The 18,055-nt window shown below is 62.8% G+C and carries 17 protein-coding genes; 7 read left to right on the top strand and 10 right to left on the bottom strand.

The window, feature by feature from the left end; translation table 11 throughout:
• Window positions 1–80: 80 nt before the first annotated feature.
• The gene (locus ACIPHM_RS08385; protein WP_400326787.1) at window positions 81–1,139 is read right to left on the bottom strand and encodes a transglycosylase SLT domain-containing protein; all 1,059 of its coding nucleotides are present in this window, start codon (window positions 1,137–1,139) and stop codon (window positions 81–83) included.
• Between the two features lie 568 nt (window positions 1,140–1,707).
• On the opposite strand from ACIPHM_RS08385, the gene ACIPHM_RS08380 reads away from it, so the two are divergent.
• The 3 genes from ACIPHM_RS08380 to ACIPHM_RS08370 all read left to right on the top strand — a co-directional run bounded on the left by ACIPHM_RS08380 (window position 1,708) and on the right by ACIPHM_RS08370 (window position 7,012).
• Window positions 1,708–3,258 carry a UbiD family decarboxylase gene (locus tag ACIPHM_RS08380; RefSeq protein ID WP_400326785.1) on the top strand — a complete coding sequence of 517 codons (1,551 nt, stop codon included), beginning with the start codon at window positions 1,708–1,710 and terminating at the stop codon, window positions 3,256–3,258.
• A gap of 273 nt (window positions 3,259–3,531) precedes the next feature.
• Window positions 3,532–4,983, top strand: coding sequence for an NAD-dependent succinate-semialdehyde dehydrogenase (locus tag ACIPHM_RS08375; protein ID WP_400327480.1), 1,452 nt, complete (start codon window positions 3,532–3,534; stop codon window positions 4,981–4,983).
• Window positions 4,984–5,395: 412 nt separating this feature from the next.
• On the top strand, window positions 5,396–7,012 hold the full coding sequence (locus ACIPHM_RS08370) for an APC family permease (RefSeq protein WP_400326783.1): 1,617 nt from the start codon (window positions 5,396–5,398) through the stop codon (window positions 7,010–7,012).
• 116 nt (window positions 7,013–7,128) lie between these two features.
• On the opposite strand, the gene ACIPHM_RS08365 is transcribed toward ACIPHM_RS08370, so the two are convergent.
• From ACIPHM_RS08365 to ACIPHM_RS08325, 9 genes are all read right to left on the bottom strand, one after another.
• The gene (locus tag ACIPHM_RS08365) at window positions 7,129–8,895 is read right to left on the bottom strand and encodes a GGDEF domain-containing protein (RefSeq protein ID WP_400326780.1); all 1,767 of its coding nucleotides are present in this window, start codon (window positions 8,893–8,895) and stop codon (window positions 7,129–7,131) included.
• Window positions 8,896–9,529: 634 nt separating this feature from the next.
• Window positions 9,530–10,342 (bottom strand): MetQ/NlpA family ABC transporter substrate-binding protein, encoded by an 813-nt coding sequence (locus ACIPHM_RS08360; RefSeq protein WP_400326777.1) that lies wholly within the window; start codon window positions 10,340–10,342, stop codon window positions 9,530–9,532.
• Window positions 10,343–10,400: 58 nt separating this feature from the next.
• Window positions 10,401–11,054, bottom strand: coding sequence for a methionine ABC transporter permease (locus tag ACIPHM_RS08355; protein WP_400326774.1), 654 nt, complete (start codon window positions 11,052–11,054; stop codon window positions 10,401–10,403).
• On the bottom strand, window positions 11,044–12,078 hold the full coding sequence (locus ACIPHM_RS08350; protein ID WP_400326771.1) for a methionine ABC transporter ATP-binding protein: 1,035 nt from the start codon (window positions 12,076–12,078) through the stop codon (window positions 11,044–11,046). The genes ACIPHM_RS08355 and ACIPHM_RS08350 overlap by 11 nt, the downstream gene beginning before the upstream one ends.
• 158 nt (window positions 12,079–12,236) lie before the next feature.
• Window positions 12,237–12,659, bottom strand: coding sequence for a response regulator (locus ACIPHM_RS08345; RefSeq protein WP_400326768.1), 423 nt, complete (start codon window positions 12,657–12,659; stop codon window positions 12,237–12,239).
• 13 nt (window positions 12,660–12,672) lie between these two features.
• Window positions 12,673–13,314, bottom strand: coding sequence for a response regulator (locus ACIPHM_RS08340; RefSeq protein WP_400326765.1), 642 nt, complete (start codon window positions 13,312–13,314; stop codon window positions 12,673–12,675).
• A 72-nt stretch (window positions 13,315–13,386) separates the two neighbouring features.
• On the bottom strand, window positions 13,387–13,944 hold the full coding sequence (locus ACIPHM_RS08335; RefSeq protein WP_400327478.1) for a bacterioferritin: 558 nt from the start codon (window positions 13,942–13,944) through the stop codon (window positions 13,387–13,389).
• 186 nt (window positions 13,945–14,130) lie between these two features.
• Entirely contained in the window at window positions 14,131–14,292 is a 162-nt protein-coding gene (locus ACIPHM_RS08330) for a DUF1328 domain-containing protein (protein ID WP_039374862.1), read from the bottom strand.
• A 116-nt stretch (window positions 14,293–14,408) separates the two neighbouring features.
• Window positions 14,409–14,585 carry a DUF1328 family protein gene (locus tag ACIPHM_RS08325; protein WP_042114863.1) on the bottom strand — a complete coding sequence of 59 codons (177 nt, stop codon included), beginning with the start codon at window positions 14,583–14,585 and terminating at the stop codon, window positions 14,409–14,411.
• Between the two features lie 344 nt (window positions 14,586–14,929).
• Between ACIPHM_RS08325 and ACIPHM_RS08320 the strand changes: the two genes are divergently transcribed.
• The 4 genes from ACIPHM_RS08320 to ACIPHM_RS08305 all read left to right on the top strand — a co-directional run bounded on the left by ACIPHM_RS08320 (window position 14,930) and on the right by ACIPHM_RS08305 (window position 17,753).
• Window positions 14,930–16,342, top strand: a complete 1,413-nt coding sequence (locus tag ACIPHM_RS08320; RefSeq protein WP_400326759.1) for a CHASE3 domain-containing protein — start codon at window positions 14,930–14,932, stop codon at window positions 16,340–16,342.
• Between the two features lie 277 nt (window positions 16,343–16,619).
• A complete protein-coding gene (locus ACIPHM_RS08315; protein WP_400326757.1) occupies window positions 16,620–16,826 on the top strand; it encodes a CsbD family protein in 207 nt (68 codons plus the stop codon).
• A 90-nt stretch (window positions 16,827–16,916) separates the two neighbouring features.
• Window positions 16,917–17,054, top strand: coding sequence for an entericidin A/B family lipoprotein (locus ACIPHM_RS08310; RefSeq protein ID WP_400326754.1), 138 nt, complete (start codon window positions 16,917–16,919; stop codon window positions 17,052–17,054).
• Between the two features lie 114 nt (window positions 17,055–17,168).
• On the top strand, window positions 17,169–17,753 hold the full coding sequence (locus ACIPHM_RS08305) for a hypothetical protein (protein WP_400326751.1): 585 nt from the start codon (window positions 17,169–17,171) through the stop codon (window positions 17,751–17,753).
• Window positions 17,754–18,055 lie beyond the last annotated feature (302 nt).

Raw genomic sequence — 18,055 nt, 5'->3', positions numbered from 1 at the left:
CGCACTGCGTCTCTATATAGATAGCATTGCGAGCCGGTGGACGCGCCGGCCGTAGCGCATCACGCGAGGTCGATGGCCGCTCAGGCCGCCGTGCTGTCGTCCGCTTCGAGCGGCTTGGTGGTCGCTGCCGCCTTGCCTGCCGACGTCGATGCTGCCGGTGCGGGCAGCGATTGCGTCGAGTCGTCCGACTTGCCGGCCGAGACCGGCTTCGTCACCGGCTTAGCCGAGCTGACGATCACCGGCGCTTGCGGCTCATTCGGCGAAACCTTACGTCCCGTGGACACGCCACGCAGACGATCGCGCTCGGCGAGCACCTTGGCGCCGTAGCCGCCGTCGCCCACACTGGTCGACCCGACATACAGACGCAGACCACCCGCGAGCGAACCGCCGCGTGCGATGCATTCCTTCAGGATCAGCGCGCCCACCTTGATATTGGCGAGCGGGTGCAAGGCAGCTTCGGGGCCGCCAAAGTACTCGAGCTTGTCCCGGTGTACCTTCGACATGACCTGCATGAGGCCCTGCGCACCGACGGTGCTCTCGGCATACGGGTTGAAGCCCGATTCGATCGCCATCACGGCGAGCAGCAGCAGCGGATCGAGGCCGACTTCCTTGCCGGTCGAGTACGCTGCGCGCACAAGGTTGCCAGTGACGTCGCCCGCCACACGATAACGGCGGGCCAGATAATCAGCGACGGCGATTTGTTCACGCGTATCCAGCGCCTTGGTGGCGCGCGCATCGGCGGCCACACGCTGGTTCGGGATATACGCAGCGAGGACAGCGGCCGACGGCACGTGCTGCGCCGCTTGCGCCATCATCGCGGAGTCGGACAGGGAACCCTGTGCGACCGTGCTGCCGGTGGTGGTGTCCTGGCTGGCCGCATTGGCCGAACCAGTGGCTGCTTCGAGCAGCGGACCCACGTGCGATGCCAGATCGGCACGCCACGTCGGTCGGGCCCACAGCGCCAGCGTGCCGACCACGGCGACCAAGCCGACCGCGCTGGACGTATAGAGTCCAACACGACCGCCGTGCCATGCAAGGCGACGCCAATCGCGACGAGCCGCGGCTACCGTTGCCGCACCACGCGCGCCAAGCGCACGGAAAGCGGCCAGTAGCCAGGGTGATAAACCAGACTTCTTCATACTACGTACTCCGGTTACGCCGTCACCACGGGGTGGCCCCGAGGCGTAAGGAAATAAGCCGGTATGCCCGCCAGGCATCCCGTGAAGCGCTTATTTACGGCATATGGACAAGGCGGTGCATCGTGTTTGTCATGGACGATGCCGCTACCGCCGCAGCGCGCCGACCTGTTCAGGTCCCCGGCGCTGACGAGCTATCGCTCGCGCTGCTTCCTAAAACACTGGTTTCCCGACCTCGGTGAGAAAACCAGCCACTGAAAATCCACGTCGATGTTGTAGTTGTCGCTAAGCTCGAGCGGGTTGGCCTACCCGTCATCGAAGCCGCCTTTCTGGATTCAACGGGCGGATTGTAGCAGTGATATATAAACCGTCAATACTATTATTATGAAAAATCATTACTAAAAGTAATTTGTAACGGTCGTTTTGCCGTGACGTTCGGTCGTCCTGACCGGTAAAATGCCCTGCCCCACCCTGCGTTTACAAGGGTGTCACCCCGACTTTTACCGGATTCAAACGGCCGTTTTCCCTGGACGTATGAATTTCGTAAAAATTTTTGGTAACGGTTTGTTTCATGAAATATCTCGATCTTCGTGACTTCACCGCGCAACTGGAGCGATCCGGCCAGCTTCGTCGCGTAGACGTGCCCGTCTCGCCGGTACTGGAGATGACCGCGCTCGCCGACCGCGTGCTCAAAGCGGGGGGTCCGGCGCTGTGGTTCGAGCGGCCGACGGGTTACGACATGCCCGTGCTCGCCAACTTGTTTGGCACCCCTGAGCGAGTGGCGCTGGGCATGGGCGTCGAGCAGGGGGACAACGCCCTGAGCTCGCTGCGCGATATCGGCCGTCTTCTCTCGGCGCTCAAGGAACCCGAACCGCCACGCGGACTCAAGGAGGCGGGCAAACTGCTCGGCATGGCCAAAGCAGTTTGGGATATGGCCCCGAAGGAAATCAGCAGCCCGGTGTGTCAGGAGATCGTTTGGGAGGGCGACGATGTCGACCTCGCGCGTCTGCCGATTCAAACTTGCTGGCCAGGCGACGCAGCACCGCTAATTACGTGGGGCTTGGTCATCACCAAGGGACCGCACCGCAAGCGCCAGAATCTGGGCATCTACCGCCAGCAGGTCATCAGCCGTAACGAGGTCATCATGCGCTGGCTCGCGCATCGCGGCGGCGCACTCGACTTCCGCGAGTTCGCACAGGCGAACCCCGGCAAGCCCTTCCCGATCGCCGTCGCGCTCGGCGCCGATCCGGCGACCATGCTCGGTGCCGTCACGCCTGTGCCGGATACGTTGTCCGAGTACCAATTCGCTGGCCTGCTGCGGGGTAGCCGGACCGAATTGGCCAAGTGCCTCACGCCGGGACTGGAGTCGCTGCGGGTACCGGCTCGCGCCGAGATCGTGCTCGAAGGCTTTATTTATCCGTCCGAACGACCACCGGTTGCCCCCGATGGCGCGCCGCCCCCCCCGTCGCGAGGCGCGACCGCCGGGTACGAACATGCACTGGAAGGTCCTTATGGCGATCACACCGGCTATTACAACGAGCAGGAGTGGTTCCCGGTGTTCAAGATCGAGCGCATCACGATGCGTCGCAACGCCGTCTATCACTCTACGTATACAGGCAAGCCGCCTGATGAGCCCGCCGTGCTCGGTGTGGCGTTGAATGAAGTGTTCGTGCCGTTGCTGCAAAAGCAATTCCCCGAGATCACCGATTTCTATCTGCCGCCGGAAGGCTGTAGCTACCGGATGGCCATCGTTCAGATGAAGAAGGCCTATCCGGGCCATGCCAAACGGGTCATGTTCGGGGTTTGGAGCTTCTTGCGCCAGTTTATGTATACGAAGTTCATCGTCGTTGTGGACGAAGACGTCGATATCCGGGACTGGAAGGAAGTCATCTGGGCGATCACCACGCGCGTGGACCCCACCCGCGACACCACGCTCGTCGACCAGACGCCCATCGACTATCTCGACTTCGCCTCGCCCAAAGCGGGGCTCGGCTCGAAGATGGGGATCGACGCGACCAACAAGTGGCCGGGCGAAACTTCGCGCGAATGGGGACGTCCGATTGAAATGACCGCCGACGTCGACACGCGCATGGCTGCTCTATATAGGGATCTCGGCCTGTAAGACTGGCCAATCCCTTGCCATGCCGAACGCCGGCGGCCGTCAGACTGCCGGCGTTTGTGCTTTCGAGCGTCACGAACGAGCGTCACGAACGACACGCCTTTCAGGCGTATGCTGGCACCCGACAGACAGATAAGACGTATCCGTTTCCGTCCCCGTGTGGCGCAACGTCCCCCGACAGCGCCGCCCGGCCATCGAAAGGAGCTGATCGTGTCATCATCCCGCCAATCCCAGCACGGCACACAGTCCAGCACGTCGACCAAGACGCATCCCGCGCTGGCACGTCTCAAAGATCCCGAACTGCTCAGGTCCGACGCTTATATCGACGGCGCCTGGACGCAAGCCGACTCCCGCGCCACCTTCGTGGTCAACGATCCGGCCACCGACGCCGACATTGCCCATGTCGCCGATCTCGGCGCGAAAGAGACCGAGCGCGCACTGGTCGCGGCCGAAGCCGCCCTGCCCGAGTGGCGCGGCAAGACCGGCAAAGCGCGCGCCGGCATCATGCGCCGCTGGTTCGACCTCATCATGCAGGCCCAGGACGATCTCGGCGCCATCATGACCGCCGAGCAAGGCAAGCCGCTGGCCGAAGCCAAGGGTGAGGTGGCTTACGGGGCGTCGTTCATCGAGTGGTTCGCGGAAGAAGCCAAGCGCATCGACGGCGACGTGCTCGCCTCCCCCGAAAGCGGCAAGCGCCTGCTGGTGCTCAAGCAGCCCATCGGCGTGTGCGCGTCGATCACGCCCTGGAATTTCCCCATCGCGATGATCACCCGCAAGATCGCCCCGGCCATTGCGGCGGGCTGCACCATCGTCGTCAAACCGGCCAAACTCACGCCGCTGTCGGCCCTCGCCCTCGCGGTGCTGGCCGAGCGTGCCGGTCTGCCCAAGGGCGTGTTCAATGTGGTGACGTCGAAAAACTCGTCCGACGTCGGCAACGTGCTCACCTCCAGCCCGCGCGTGCGCCATCTCTCCTTCACCGGATCGACGTCCGTCGGCGCAAAACTCATGGAGCAATGCGCGTCGACGATCAAGAAAGTCGCCCTCGAACTGGGCGGCCTCGCGCCCTTCCTCGTCTTCGACGATGCCGACGTGGATGCCGCCGTGGAAGGCTGCATCGCCTCCAAATTCCGCAATGCCGGTCAGACCTGCGTATGCGCGAACCGCATCTACGCGCAGGACGGCATTTACGACACCTTCGTGGAAAAGCTCACTGCCGCGGTGAGCAAGCTGCGGGTGGGGAACGGTTTCGAGCCGGGCGTCGTGATCGGCCCGCTGATCGAGGACGCCGCCATTACCAAGGTCGAGCGCCACGTTGAAGACGCCATCGCCAGGGGCGGGCGCGTCACCGTCGGCGGCAAGGTGTTACACGGCCGCTTCTTCGAGCCAACCGTGGTGGCCGACGCCAGCGCCGACATGCTCGTCGCCCAGGAAGAAACCTTCGGTCCGCTCGCGCCTGTGTTCCGATTCAGGGACGAAGCCGACGGCATTCGTCTGGCCAACGCCAGCGACTTCGGTCTCGCCTCGTACTTCTTCGCGCGCGACGTCGGACGCGTGTGGCGTGTAGCCGAGGGCATCGAGGCGGGAATGGTCGGGATCAACACCGGCCTGATCTCGAACGAGGTCGCCCCGTTCGGTGGCGTCAAGCAGTCCGGCCTGGGGCGCGAGGGCTCGAAGTATGGCATCGACGAGTACCTTGAAATGAAGTATCTCTGCCTCGCTGGGATGTGACGTCGATCTGACCCTTTAATATCTCGTAATAGGCACTTTCCCACGTCGCGACCCGCGTCGCGACTGGCTTGCGCGCATTTTTACCTAACGTCGCCGAACGGGACGCCAACACGAAAGTGTTACAAAGTCCCACACAGGGGGGCCGGCTCGGGTAGAATCGCGCTTTTTTTCGCGAACGGCGACTCCGACCCCAATTCGGGTACCGCAAGCCCCCTTGCGGCCGATGCCGGAAGCCCATTGACCTTCGCGAAGCCGATCAACAGAAGTTGCGTCCGTCAGCGCCGCCCCCGCGCCGTCATGCTCCTTGTGACGGCGACCGGCCTGCCGGCAGTTTGTCCGCCCTCGCGCAACGTGCAGCCCCGCCCCCCGTGAGGCTGCCGCATGCTCCCCCCGGGCGTGGAGAAGACATCGTATGGATAACAACCAATCCCTCATGCGCAACATCGGGCCGTTCGCCCTGATGTTGACCGGTCTTGGCTCGATCATCGGCTCCGGCTGGCTGTTCGGCGCCTGGAAGGCCGCCAAGATCGCCGGCCCAGCCGCCTTGCTCGCCTGGCTCATCGGCGCAGTCGTCATTCTTGCCATTGCCCTGACCTACGCCGAACTCGGCGCCATGTTCCCCGAGTCGGGCGGCATGGTGCGCTACTCCCGCTATTCGCATGGCAGTCTGGTCGGCTTCATCGCCGCCTGGGCAAACTGGATCGCCATCGTCTCGGTGATCCCGATCGAAGCCGAAGCGTCGATCCAGTACATGAGCACGTGGCCGTACGACTGGGCGCACGCCTTGTTCGTGGACGGCACGCTCACCACGAGCGGATTGGCGTTATCCGCCCTGCTCGTGATCGTCTACTTCATGCTGAACTACTGGGGCGTGAAGCTCTTCGCCCGCGCCAACACGGCGATCACGCTGTTCAAGTTCGCGATTCCGGCCCTGACCATCGCCGGCCTGATGATCGCGGGCTTCCACCCGGGCAACTTCAACATCGCAGAGCACGGCGGTTTCGCGCCGAACGGCATGTCGGCCGTGCTCACGGCGGTGGCCACCTCGGGCATTGTGTTCGCGTTCAACGGTTTCCAGAGCCCCGTGAACCTCGCGGGTGAAGCGCGCGACCCGGGCCGCAGCATCCCGTTCGCTGTGGTCGGCTCGATCCTGCTTGCGACCGTCATCTATCTGCTGCTCCAGGTGGCATACATCGGCGCACTCTCGCCCGAGCAACTGGCGGGCGGCTGGCACATGGTGAGCTTCAGTTCGCCGTTCGCGGAACTGGCGATTGCCCTTGGTCTGAACTGGCTCGCCATCGTGCTGTATTTCGACGCCTTCCTGAGCCCGAGCGGCACCGGCACCACGTACATGGCCACGACCAGCCGCATGATCTACGCGATGGAGCGCAATCGTACGTTGCCCGCGATCTTCGGCCGCGTGCATCCGTTGTATGGCGTGCCGCGTCAGGCAATGTGGTTCAACCTCGCGATCTCGTTCATCTTCATGTTCTTCTTCCGCGGCTGGGATTCGCTGGCTGCCGTGATCTCGGTCGCCACCGTGATCTCGTACCTGACGGGTCCGATCAGCGTGATGGCGCTGCGCCGCGCCGCGCCGGACCTGCACCGTCCGCTGCGCCTGCCCGGCCTGTCGCTGATCGCGCCGTTCGCCTTCGTGTGTGCGTCGCTGATTCTGTACTGGGCGCGTTGGCCGCTCACGGGCCAGATCATCGTGCTGGTCGTCGTGGCGCTGCCCGTGTATTTCTACTATCAGGCGAAGGACAAGTGGCAAGGCTTCGGCCGCGACCTCAAGGCGTCGTGGTGGCTGATCGGTTATCTGCCTTGCATGGCGCTGTGCTCGTACATCGGCAGCAAGGAATTCGGCGGCCTCGGCGTGTTGCCGTACGGATGGGACATGGTAGTCGTGGCAGTCCTCTCGCTCGCCTTCTACCAGTGGGGCGTGAAGGCCGGCTGGCGCACGCCGTACCTCTCGGAAGAGCGCGAACAGGATGCCGCCAGCATGGAAGGCATGCCTGCGTTGTCGCATTGAGGTATTGAGGCGCTCGGGTACTGAATCACCAGGCGCCCGGCCTCGCGCCGTCGCCCAACGAAAGCCCGCCAAACCGGCGGGCTCTTTTCATGGCTGACGGCAGACGACGCACCGCGTCACCGGTGCGCTCGCCGCCGTTCGATGAACAAGCTGTTGCCGAGCGCACGCTTGGCCATCTTCTTGGCGTCCGCGGCAGCGGCCGAGACTTCCACGTGCGACGGGAAACTCTCAGGCGTGACCGCGACCACGCCAATCGACAGACTGGTGATGGGATGAAAGATGACCATGCCGCGACGATCCTCTGCTTCGAAGCCGCCCGCGGCGATCTGGTCGGGATGGAAATACTCCGTCACCGCTTCACCGAAACGCGTGAGCGCTTCGCGGCAGCGCGCCTCCCAGTCGGGGCTGCGAAACAGAATCAGAAAGTCGTCGCCACCGATATGCCCGAGAAAATCGCGCTCGGGATTGCGTACCGCCATGAGCACACGCGCGACCAGTTGAATCAGATCGTCGCCGCGGCGGTAGCCGAACACGTCGTTAAACGGCTTGAAGTTGTCCAGGTCGACGTAGCAGGCGTGAAACGATTGCCGCTCGCCGATCATGCGATCCATATAGTCGTCGATCGGCACGTTCCCCGGCAGCAGCGTGAGGGGATTGGCGTAACGCGCCGCGTCCAACTGCATATCCGTGATGTGACGCATCAGCGCATGCCCCTGCGCCACGCCGAAATAACGTCCCTGATCCGTCACGATGAAGCCCGCCGCAATCTGCCGGCTCGCTCCTTCGGCAATCATCCGGCTCAGGTCCTCCACACGCGCCGCCTTGTCGAACGTGAGCGGGCGCGGCTCCATCACGGCCGAGCACGGCTTGCGCCCATACAGCTCACGTGTGAACGGTCGGGCGAAGCGGCCGATGAGCGACGCCCGTCCGATCAGCCCGACGGCGCGCTCGCGCTCGACCACCGGCAGCACCTCCAGCGTCGGATCGCTTTCGAAGCGCGCGACCACATCTTCGCTGCGCGTGTCCGGCGACACCGGTGCGACGTACGACGCAATGCGCTCCAGCGTCACATTGCCGGCCCCGAGTTGGCTGGGCTGCTGATGCACGTAAGCACGACGCTCGTTCACGACCTCCTGCACATTCGCCGTGATCGCCCGCTGCGGCTGCGCCTCGGGACGCGCAATGAAATATCCCTGACCGAGGAAAATGCCGAGATCGCGCACGACCTGAAGCTCCTCGGCATGTTCGATGCCTTCCGCAATCACACGCGTGCCGCTCGTCTCCGCGATCTGGCGCATCGAGCGCACGAACTGGAGTTTGACGGTGTCGCTATCGATGCCGTCAACGAAATGCCGGTCGATCTTGACGTAATCGGGCCGCAGCTCCGACCACAGACGCAAGCTCGCGTAACCCTCGCCCATGTCGTCGAGCGCCACTTCGAAGCCGAGTGCACGATACGCCATGAGCGACGCGCGCGTGCTCGCCAGATCCAGCGTGGGTGCGTGCTCCGTGAGTTCGAGCACCACGCGCTCGGGCGCGAGGCGGAACGACTGGAGCATGGCAAACGTTTCGTCGAGGCCGAGCGACTCGCTCACGCCCCCGCCAGGCAGCGCCCGCATGACCGGGCCGATGTTCAGGAACAGACGCTCGGGCAGATCGTGCTCGACGAAGCCGCGCAGCACCACGCGGCGGCAGGCGAGTTCGAGCGGACCGAGCAGACCGTGGCGGCGTGCGGCGGCGAAGAGCGCCATCGGGGAGTAAATCGACGTTCCGGCAGGCCCGCGCACCAGCCCTTCGTAGCCGGCGATTTCCGATGTCCGGAAGTCGAGAATCGGCTGGAACACGCAGGTCAGGCCGATGCCCTCGCAGAGTTCGGCAAGCATCGACGCTTCGTCAGGTTCGGCGTAGGGTCCGGTCGCGGGCGTTGAGGCGGGTGTTGAGGCGGGTGTCGATGCGGTTTTCCCATCGCGTGCTCCCGCTTGCGCGTTGCAGCGCTCGGGCGGACGCAGTCCTGAATTCGTTGAATTTGTGGGATTGGCGGGATTTGCAGGATTCCCGGCAATTGTGGCAGGCGGGACAGGGTTCAACTGAGACTCCGTAAGTCGGTGCGGTGCGCCGCCGTCATGCAAACAGCTTTACGTCGTGCGGGCATGTGTCGGGCACACTCATACGCACCGCAGGCCATGCGCCCCGATGAAGTCTCACCCGTTCCCCGTGCTTCGCGTGCGGTCGCTGCTCTATGGCCCATATCCGCGTCTTGTGACGGTACCCGCAGGCACCCTCTCTTATGCTTGGTATTCAGGCTATCGCCGTTATTTGACAAAACGGTGACAGCATCGGAATTGCCACAAATCTCGGGAACGCACGCCGCCCAGCGTCCCGCCACGCGGGAATGCGTAGCGTGAGCGAGATGCCAGATGGGCACAAGAACGAAAAAAAACGGCAACGCCGCAAAGCGTTGCCGTTTTTCGCACGAGGCGCCGTCAACCGGCGCGTCGTCTCACATCATCCGGGCACTCACCAGGCCGTCACGACCGAGCCACCGAACTTCTGTTCGATAAAGGCCTTCACTTCCGGCGAGTGGTAAGCCTTGATCAGCTTGGCCACCCAGGGCTTGTTCTTGTCGGCCGAGCGAATCACCAGCACGTTGGCGTACGGGCCGTTCGCGTCTTCGATGGCGATCGAATCCTTCTTCGGGTTCAGACCGGCTTCCATCGCGAAGTTGGTGTTGATGACGGCCACGGCCACGTCGTCGAGCGAGCGCGGCAGTTGGGCGGCGTCCAGTTCCACGAACTTCAGCTTCTTCGGGTTCTCCGCCACGTCGATCGGGGTGGCTTTCAGACCGGCGTCGGCGCGCAGCTTGATCAGACCCTGCTTTTGCAGCAACAGCAGCGCACGGCCGCCGTTGGTCGGGTCGTTCGGCAGCGACACCTTGTCGCCCGTCTTCAGATCGGCCAACGACTTGATCTTCTTCGAATAGATGCCCATCGGGAAGATCACCGTCTTGGCGATCGATTCGAGCTTGTAGCCGCGGTCCTTCACCTGCGCGTCGAGGTACGGCTGGTGCTGGTAGCTGTTCGCATCCAGATCGCCCGAGGCTAGTGCGGCGTTCGGCTGCACGTAATCGCTGAATTCGATGACCTTGATGTTCAGGCCATCCTTGGCGGCGACCTTCTTCACTTCGTCGAAAATCTGGGCGTGCGGGCCGCCCGTAACACCGATCTTCAGGTTAATGGCGTCAGCGGCCGCAGCCGGCGCGGCGAACTGCGTGGCGAAAACCGTGGCGGCACCGATACCTGCCAGCAGCTTGAAAAGCGTACGACGTTGCATGGAAAACCTCGCGTGTGAATGACGTGCCGGATCGCCGGCAAGTCGTTATTTTGAGATGTTATTTGTGGCTCAGGCGGCGCACCAGCCAGTCGCCGAAGGTCTGCACCAGTTGCACGAACACGATCAGGATCAGCACCACGGTAATCATGACTTCGGGCAGGAAGCGCTGATAGCCGTAACGAATGCCGAGGTCGCCCAGACCGCCGCCGCCAATGGCACCGGCCATGGCCGAGTAACCGACCAGGCTCACGAACGTGATCGTCAGGCCGGCGACGATGCCGGGCAGCGCCTCGGGCAGCAACACCTTCGTGACGATCTGAGCGGTCGTCGCACCCATCGACTGCGCCGCTTCGATCAGGCCGCGGTCGACTTCACGCAGCGCGGTCTCCACCAGACGCGCCACGAACGGCGCAGCGGCGATGGTGAGCGGCACCACGGCAGCCATCGTGCCGATGGACGAGCCGACGATCAGTCGCGTGAACGGAATCACGGCGACGAGCAGAATGATGAACGGCGTCGAGCGCACGGCGTTCACGAGAATGCCGACGATGCGATTGGTCGGCAGGTTCTGCAGCACCCCGTTGCGGTCCGTCAGATACAGCAGCACGCCGAGCGGCACGCCCACAACGGCGCCGATGAGGCCCGAGATCCCGACCATGATGAGCGTCTCCCAGAACGAGGAGACGAACAGATCGAACATTTCACTCCACATGGCTCAGCTCCTCAACGACAACGCCTTCACTGGCGAGGAACGCCATGGCTTCGGCCACGCGGGCCGGGGTGCCGCCCGCCATCACGGCGAGCGATCCGAACGCCTGCCCCTGGATCTCGTCGATCTGGCCATGCAGGATGTTGAAATCGAGTTCGTAGCGGCGAATGGCCTCGGAGATCAGCGGCTGATCCACGCCCGCCCCGGAAAACGCCAGACGATACAGATGGTCATGACCGTTGCCGATACGCGACGCCACGCGCTCGCGCACGCCCGCAGGCAGTTCCTGCGAAATCACGTCGCCGATCAGCGCGCGCGTGACTTCGTGACGCGGACGCAGGAACACGTCGATCACGGCGCCCTGCTCCACCACACGGCCGGCATCGAGCACCGCGACACGGTCGCAGACCTGCTTGATGACTTCCATCTGGTGCGTAATGAGCACGACGGTCAGGCCCAGTTCGCGATTGATGCGCTTGAGCAGTTCGAGAATCGAGCGCGTCGTCTCCGGATCGAGCGCCGACGTGGCCTCGTCAGAGAGCAGCACCTGCGGCTCGCTCGCCAGCGCGCGGGCAATGCCCACCCGCTGCTTCTGGCCGCCGGAAATCTGCGCCGGATAGCGATCCTTCTGCGCGCTCAGCCCCACGAGCTCCAACAGCGGCAGCACCTTCGCACGAATCTCGTCGGCCGACATGCCCGCGAGCTCCAGCGGCAGCGCCACGTTCTGGTAGACGGTGCGCGAGCTGAGCAGGTTGAAGTGCTGGAAGATCATGCCGATGCGACGGCGCGCCTGACGCAGTTCGTCGGACGACAACGACGTCAGTTCCTGGCCGTCGACCCGCACCGTGCCGTCGCTCGGACGGTTAAGCAGGTTGATCACACGCACGAGCGTGCTCTTGCCGGCGCCGCTTCGGCCAATGATGCCGAAAACTTCGCCGCGCTCGATCGACAGGCTGATATTGGAAAGCGCGTCGATCGGCCCCTTGGGTCCAGCGAAACGCTGGGTAATGTTCTGGAGTTCGATCATGCAAAAAAATAGCAGCCCCACTGCCAAAACTGCTCGCAGTGCCGCCGCCAAGAGTCTATTTAGCGCAAAGGCGACATTCTAGCCCATGCGTCTAAATAGTTGAAAATAATAAATTTTGATCTCTTTATACCGTTTTGGGGATGTAGAGATGGCCGGGCTCAGGCCTGCCGGCCGGTGGCGAATTCGTCGAGCACTTCAATGACCCGGTCGAACTCCAGGGATTTGTCGAAAAAGTACTGCACGCCGAGCTGCTGGCAGCGCTTGCGGTAGGTCGCGAGCGCGTAATTCGTAAGCACGATGGCCATGAGCTTCTGCAACATGCCCGTATCGTGCAGATACGACAGCACATCGATGCCCGAACCGCGGCGCAGTTGAATATCGACGATCACGGCGTCGAACGAATTTTCCTTGAGTGTGCGAACCGCGTCGTCGGCCGTCTCCGCCACGCCCGTGACCTCCAGCATCCCGGTCGAGCCGAGCGCTTCGGACAGGCTCTCGCGAATCACCGCCGAGTCTTCGATCAACAGCACCTTGAGGGGCAAACGGGACCCCGAAAGCGTTGCCGCGTTCCCGGTTGACATGACAGCCTCTCCCTCAACTTATCAGACCGTTCTTAAGCGCATAGAGCGTCAGATCGGCGTTGGTTTTCAAATGCATCTTTTCCAGCACACGCGCGCGATACGTGCTGACGGTCTTTACCGACAGATGCAACTCATCGGCGATCTCGGTGGGCGTGCGCCCCTGCGCGAGCTTGCAGAACACCTGAAACTCGCGCTCCGAGAGCTGCTCGTGCATGGGCTCGTCGACCGGCTTGTCGAGCTTCTGTGCGAGCAGGTCCGCCGTGACCTCGCTGACATAACGGTGGCCGCGCGCCACCGTGCGAATGGCGCGGATGATCTCCTCCGGCGCCGCATCCTTCATCAGATACCCGTCGGCCCCGGCGCGCAGCAGATTCACGGCATATTGCGCTTCCGGATACGTCGACAGGAACAGCACCCCCTGCTCGGGCCGCAACTGCTTGATCACGCGCAGGGTATCGATGCCGTTCTTGTCAGGCATGGCGATATCCAACAGCACGACATCGAATGCGGTTTCGCGCACGGCACGAATCACCTCGTCCCCGCTCGCGGCCTCGCCCATCACTTCCATATCCGACTCGTCGGCGATGAATTGCTTGAAGCCGGTACGCACTATCGCGTGATCGTCGGCAATGAGGATTTTTATTGTCAGTGACATCTAAGCTCCAGAGACTGTCCCCGTCGGCCTCCTGGCCGCGCTTGAATGGTTTCGAGGCGCGCGCCATGGCCGTCACTCCCGGTCGAGCAGATCCCGCATATCGTCGGCATGCTCCTCTTCGACCGCAAGGATCTCTTCGAGCATGCGACGTGTCGTGGTATCCCGATCGCCCAAATAATGAATCATCTCGCGGTAACTCTCAATCGCAATACGTTCGGCGACGAGATTTTCGCGAATCATGTCGCGCAGGTTGTTGCAGGTGACGTATTCGGCGTGGCTGCGCGCGCAGAGGCTGTCCGGCGAGAAATCGGGCTCGCCGCCCAGTTGCACGATACGCGCCGCAATGCGATCCGCGTGCTCCTGCTCCTGGGTCGCGTGCTCGGCAAACTCGGCCGCTACCGGCTCGGCGTGAATGCCGCTGGCCATGAAATGGTGACGTTTGTAGCGCAACACGCAGACCAGTTCGGTCGCCAGCGCGTCGTTGAGCATATGCACGACCGCATCGCGATCGGCGCGGTAGTCCTCGGTGACGGCACCGTCGTCGAGATGCTCACGAGCGCGCTCGCGCAGGGCGCGAACGTCGATTTCGAAGTCCTCGCCTGCGTGCGGGCCGTGACCATTGCCTGTCATCGTGCGCTTTCCCTGATGCTTGGCTGGCTGCTTGGCTTGCTTGGCGGTATGCATTAGCGAATCCTCCTGTTGCGGTTTTACGACTTTGGCGCGGTAAGCGGTGTTCGGAGATCGAACATCGCTGCGCGCCATGGAGCTTGATATGGCGAAGGGCGGCAAGGGCCGCCCTTCGCGCCATCGCTGCGACTATCGTCGGACCACCCCGAAGAGCAGCGTGACCAAGAAGATCACCAGGAAGATGAAGAACAGGATTTTCGCGATCTCTGCCGCACCGGCGGCAATTCCGGTGAACCCGAAAACCGCGGCGATCAACGCGATCACGAAAAACACGACGGCATAGTGAAGCATCGCAACCTCCTTCAATAGGGATGGCCCTTTGGCTCATGCGCACCGCGAGCTGCCCGCTGCGGCGCGTCGCGGTGTCGCTGCGGCGCGCCATTCATGGCGGTGCCGCAGCGCACCCTCTAATCCACGATCTTCTTGGCGACGGTCAACCCAAGCAGCAGGAAGATCACGAACAACACCAGGAACAGCACGAACAGAATCTTCGCAATCCCGGCAGCACCGGCAGCGATCCCGGTGAAGCCCAACAGGCCGGCCACGATCGAGATCAGTGCGAACAACAAAGCCCACTTCAGCATGGCGTTCTCCTTGGTCTATTTCGTCAATTCCCGGAGACTTTCCTGACCCCCATCGGAAGGTGTGCCGCCTGAACAGCGGCGCGCAAACTCTCGGGTGCTGTATGAATAGTAGAAAAACCTCGCTGACGGGAATGCCCGGACGACGCTGGTTTTTGCGTAGGAATTGACTGACAATTGCCGGAATGACGCAATTTTCGCCGTATGATCGAAAGCAGATCCCCTCAGCAGGATCCACAAGACCAACAAGATCGACGTCATCAACGCCTCCAACGCCGCCACCGGCCCCGCCCCCAATGCCCCGATTGTTTACGTCCTGGATACGTCGCCGAAGCTGGATCATCGCCATGATCGCCGCAATCGTCATCACGGTCGGGAGCCTGATCGGGCTGGAATCGGCGCACCGCCGGCTCGCGTCGACCTACGAAGCCGCGCTGCAAGGCATGATCGCGGCCAACGAACTCAACGAGATCATTGCGCGCACCTCCACCGTGGTGGCCAGCCAGCGCGGTTACCTGCTCACGAACAATCCCATCTATCTCGATCCGTATCTCGCCGCCGTGCGCCGGATTCGCGATCTCGCCGCACTCATCGTTCAGCACTATCAGGATGTGGGCGATACGCAGGCAACAAGCGAGTTCGCGCGCGTCATGACGCTGTTTTCCCAGCGCATCGCCGCCATGGACACGGCTCGCGCGGCTGTCACGCAGGGCGAAATGACGCTGGAAGAAGCCCTCGCGCCGGCCAATCTCGGTATCGGCACCATGGAGCCGGTGCAAAACGGCATCACCGATCTGTACAACCGCGAATTGGCGCGCGCACGCACCGCCCAGGACGACGGCCGCTTCGATCAGGCGATTTCGGCCGTAAGTGCGGGTGCGCTGTCGCTGCTGACGATCCTGCTGTTCGTGCTGCTGTTCCGCACGCTTGGCCGACAAATGCGGCAAGAACAGCTCGCACGCGATCAATTGCACGAGCAACAGACGCATCTCGACCGGCTCGTGCGCGAGCGCACCGAACAACTCGACGAACTGGCCACGCACTTGCAAAACGTCAGCGAGGACGAAAAGACGCGTCTGTCGCGCGAACTGCACGACGAGCTCGGCGCGATTCTCACCGCCTGCAAGATGGACGTCACGTGGGCCCATCACAAGCTGCGCAGCGTCGAGCCGGTCGTCGCGGAAAAACTCGCGCGTGCGCAACGCAATCTCGATTCCGGGATTCAGACCAAGCGCCGCATCATCGAGAATCTTCGCCCGACGGTGCTGATTAATTTCGGTCTCGTCACTGCGTTGCGCTCGCTTGCCGAAGAGGCCGCCGATCAGCAACACTGGCAACTTGATCTCGATCTGCCGGCAGAAGACTTCGCCCTGCCCGAGTCGACGGCTATCGTGCTGTTTCGCGTCGCACAGGAGGCCCTGACGAACGCCGGCAAATACGCTCGTGCAACGACGGTACGCGTGGCGCTCGCCTGCGACGATCAGCGTGTGCGTCTCGAAGTGATCGATAACGGCATCGGGCTCACGCGCGATCAATTCAACAAGCCCAAGACCCATGGCCTTTTTGGCATGCGTCAACGAGTTTCGGCCAAAGGCGGGCGCATCGACATTCACTCGCTGCCGCAGCGTCTCGGCACGGAGATTCAGGTCGTATTGCCGCTGTGCAACCCGGCCGACGCCCCGGAAATCGCGACCGAAGTCACCGAGAGCACCGTCGTTCAGACTGCCGGCCCGCAAATGCCCGGTGTACCCCACGGCTGACGACGAAGCGAGTGCGCCGGCGTCGGCATCCCTCTCCCCGTCCTCGCCCCCCACCCTCCGGTCGGAATGCACTGACAGCGCAACCCGACTCCGCCTACACCGCGACGCACCCGCGGCTGACAGCGCCCACACTTCGCACTCCCTACCATGGAATCACCTGCCGCCGCCCCCAAGGGGCGCGGATTCTGGTTTCTGAGCGCGCGCCGCACTGTGCGTGCCGAATGGCGGAATCTCCCGCGAGAAGTACCTGAACGCAACCCAACACTAAGGAGTTGTTATGAACTCGGATCTGATCAAGGGCAAGTGGAACCAGCTCAAGGGCGAAGCGAAGAAGCAATGGGGCAATCTGACCGACGACGATCTGCTCAAGATCGAAGGCAATCGCGACAAGTTCGTCGGCGTGATTCAGGAACGCTACGGCAAGGCCAAGGCCGACGCCGAACGCGAAGTCGACACGTGGAACAAGCAGCACAAGATCTGGTAAGCGAGCATCGTCGCGCCCGCCGGGAGGCGGGCCTCCCCTCGCACTTGTACCGCGCCGCGGACGACATCATCTTTCCAAGGAGAAATCAAAATGAAACGATTGATCGCCATCGCACTGCTGTCGGGCTTCGCACTGGGCCTGGCCGGCTGCAACACCATCCATGGCGCGGGCGAGGACGTCCAGAAGGGCGGCGAAGCCATTCAAGGCGCTGCCGACCGCAACAAGTAACGCTGCGCCGTAGCGCAACCGAGCGCTGAATCAACGTCCCCCCGTTAGGCGATGGGCAACGCTCAGGCGTCGCGCCATCCGCCCGTCACACTCCCAGCCAAGGAGGGCTCTGAGATGCCACATCGAATCGCCATGAACGTCCTGACCTGCGCCTGCCTTGCCGCCGCAGGCATGCTGAGCGTAACGGCAGCCAATGCCGCTGACGCCGCCGCCAAGGATCGCTACGAAGCCGCCCAAAAGTCCGCAGAGGCGGATTACAAGGCGTCGGCCGCACGTTGCGACGACTTGAAGGACAACGCGAAGAAGGTCTGCGCCGAGGACGCAAAGGGCAAGGAAAAGATTGCCAAGGCCAACGCGGAAGCCGACTACAAGCAAACGCCCAAGGCGCGGTATGACGCCGCCGTAACGAAGGCAGACGCCGATTACAGCGTCGCCAAGCTGCGCTGCGACGACAAGAAGGGCAACGACAAGGACGTTTGCGTGAAAGACGCCGATGCCGCCAAGACCAAGGCTTACGGCGACGCCAAGGTCATGCGCACGAGCCGCGAGTCGGCCAAGGACACGTCGGCCGCCCGCCAGGACGCCAATGCCGACGCGAACAAGGCCGATTACAAAGCCGCGCTCGAGCGTTGCGACGCTCTGACGGGCACCAGCAAGGACAACTGCGTGACGGACGCCAAGACGCGTTTCAACCAGTAAGCGCAGGTCCTGACAGGGTATTTCCCAAAGTTTGTTTCACCGGTTCACGGGGTTAGGCAGGGAGGAGAAGGCGTCTGACGCGAATATCGCTCGACGCCGGCAACGGGCGAATGTCGCGCAAGTGGCATTCGCCCGCTGTTTTTGCGCCACACACGGCGGACGTCATGTAAATGAATGTAACAAGTGTCGCCTGCCGGGCACCGCCTGGCACGACTGCCGTGCGGGGTGACGTCAACCAAAACCAGCGCAAACCGTTGATTATGAATAGAATGGGGGTCTGATTTACACGTTTGGCGGCCGCT

Origin of the sequence: Pandoraea sp. NPDC087047 (assembly GCF_044745225.1) — a bacterium.
Classification (GTDB): domain Bacteria; phylum Pseudomonadota; class Gammaproteobacteria; order Burkholderiales; family Burkholderiaceae; genus Pandoraea.
The sequence above is the reverse complement of the archived record's forward strand: the minus strand, read 5'-3'. Positions and strand labels throughout refer to the sequence as shown.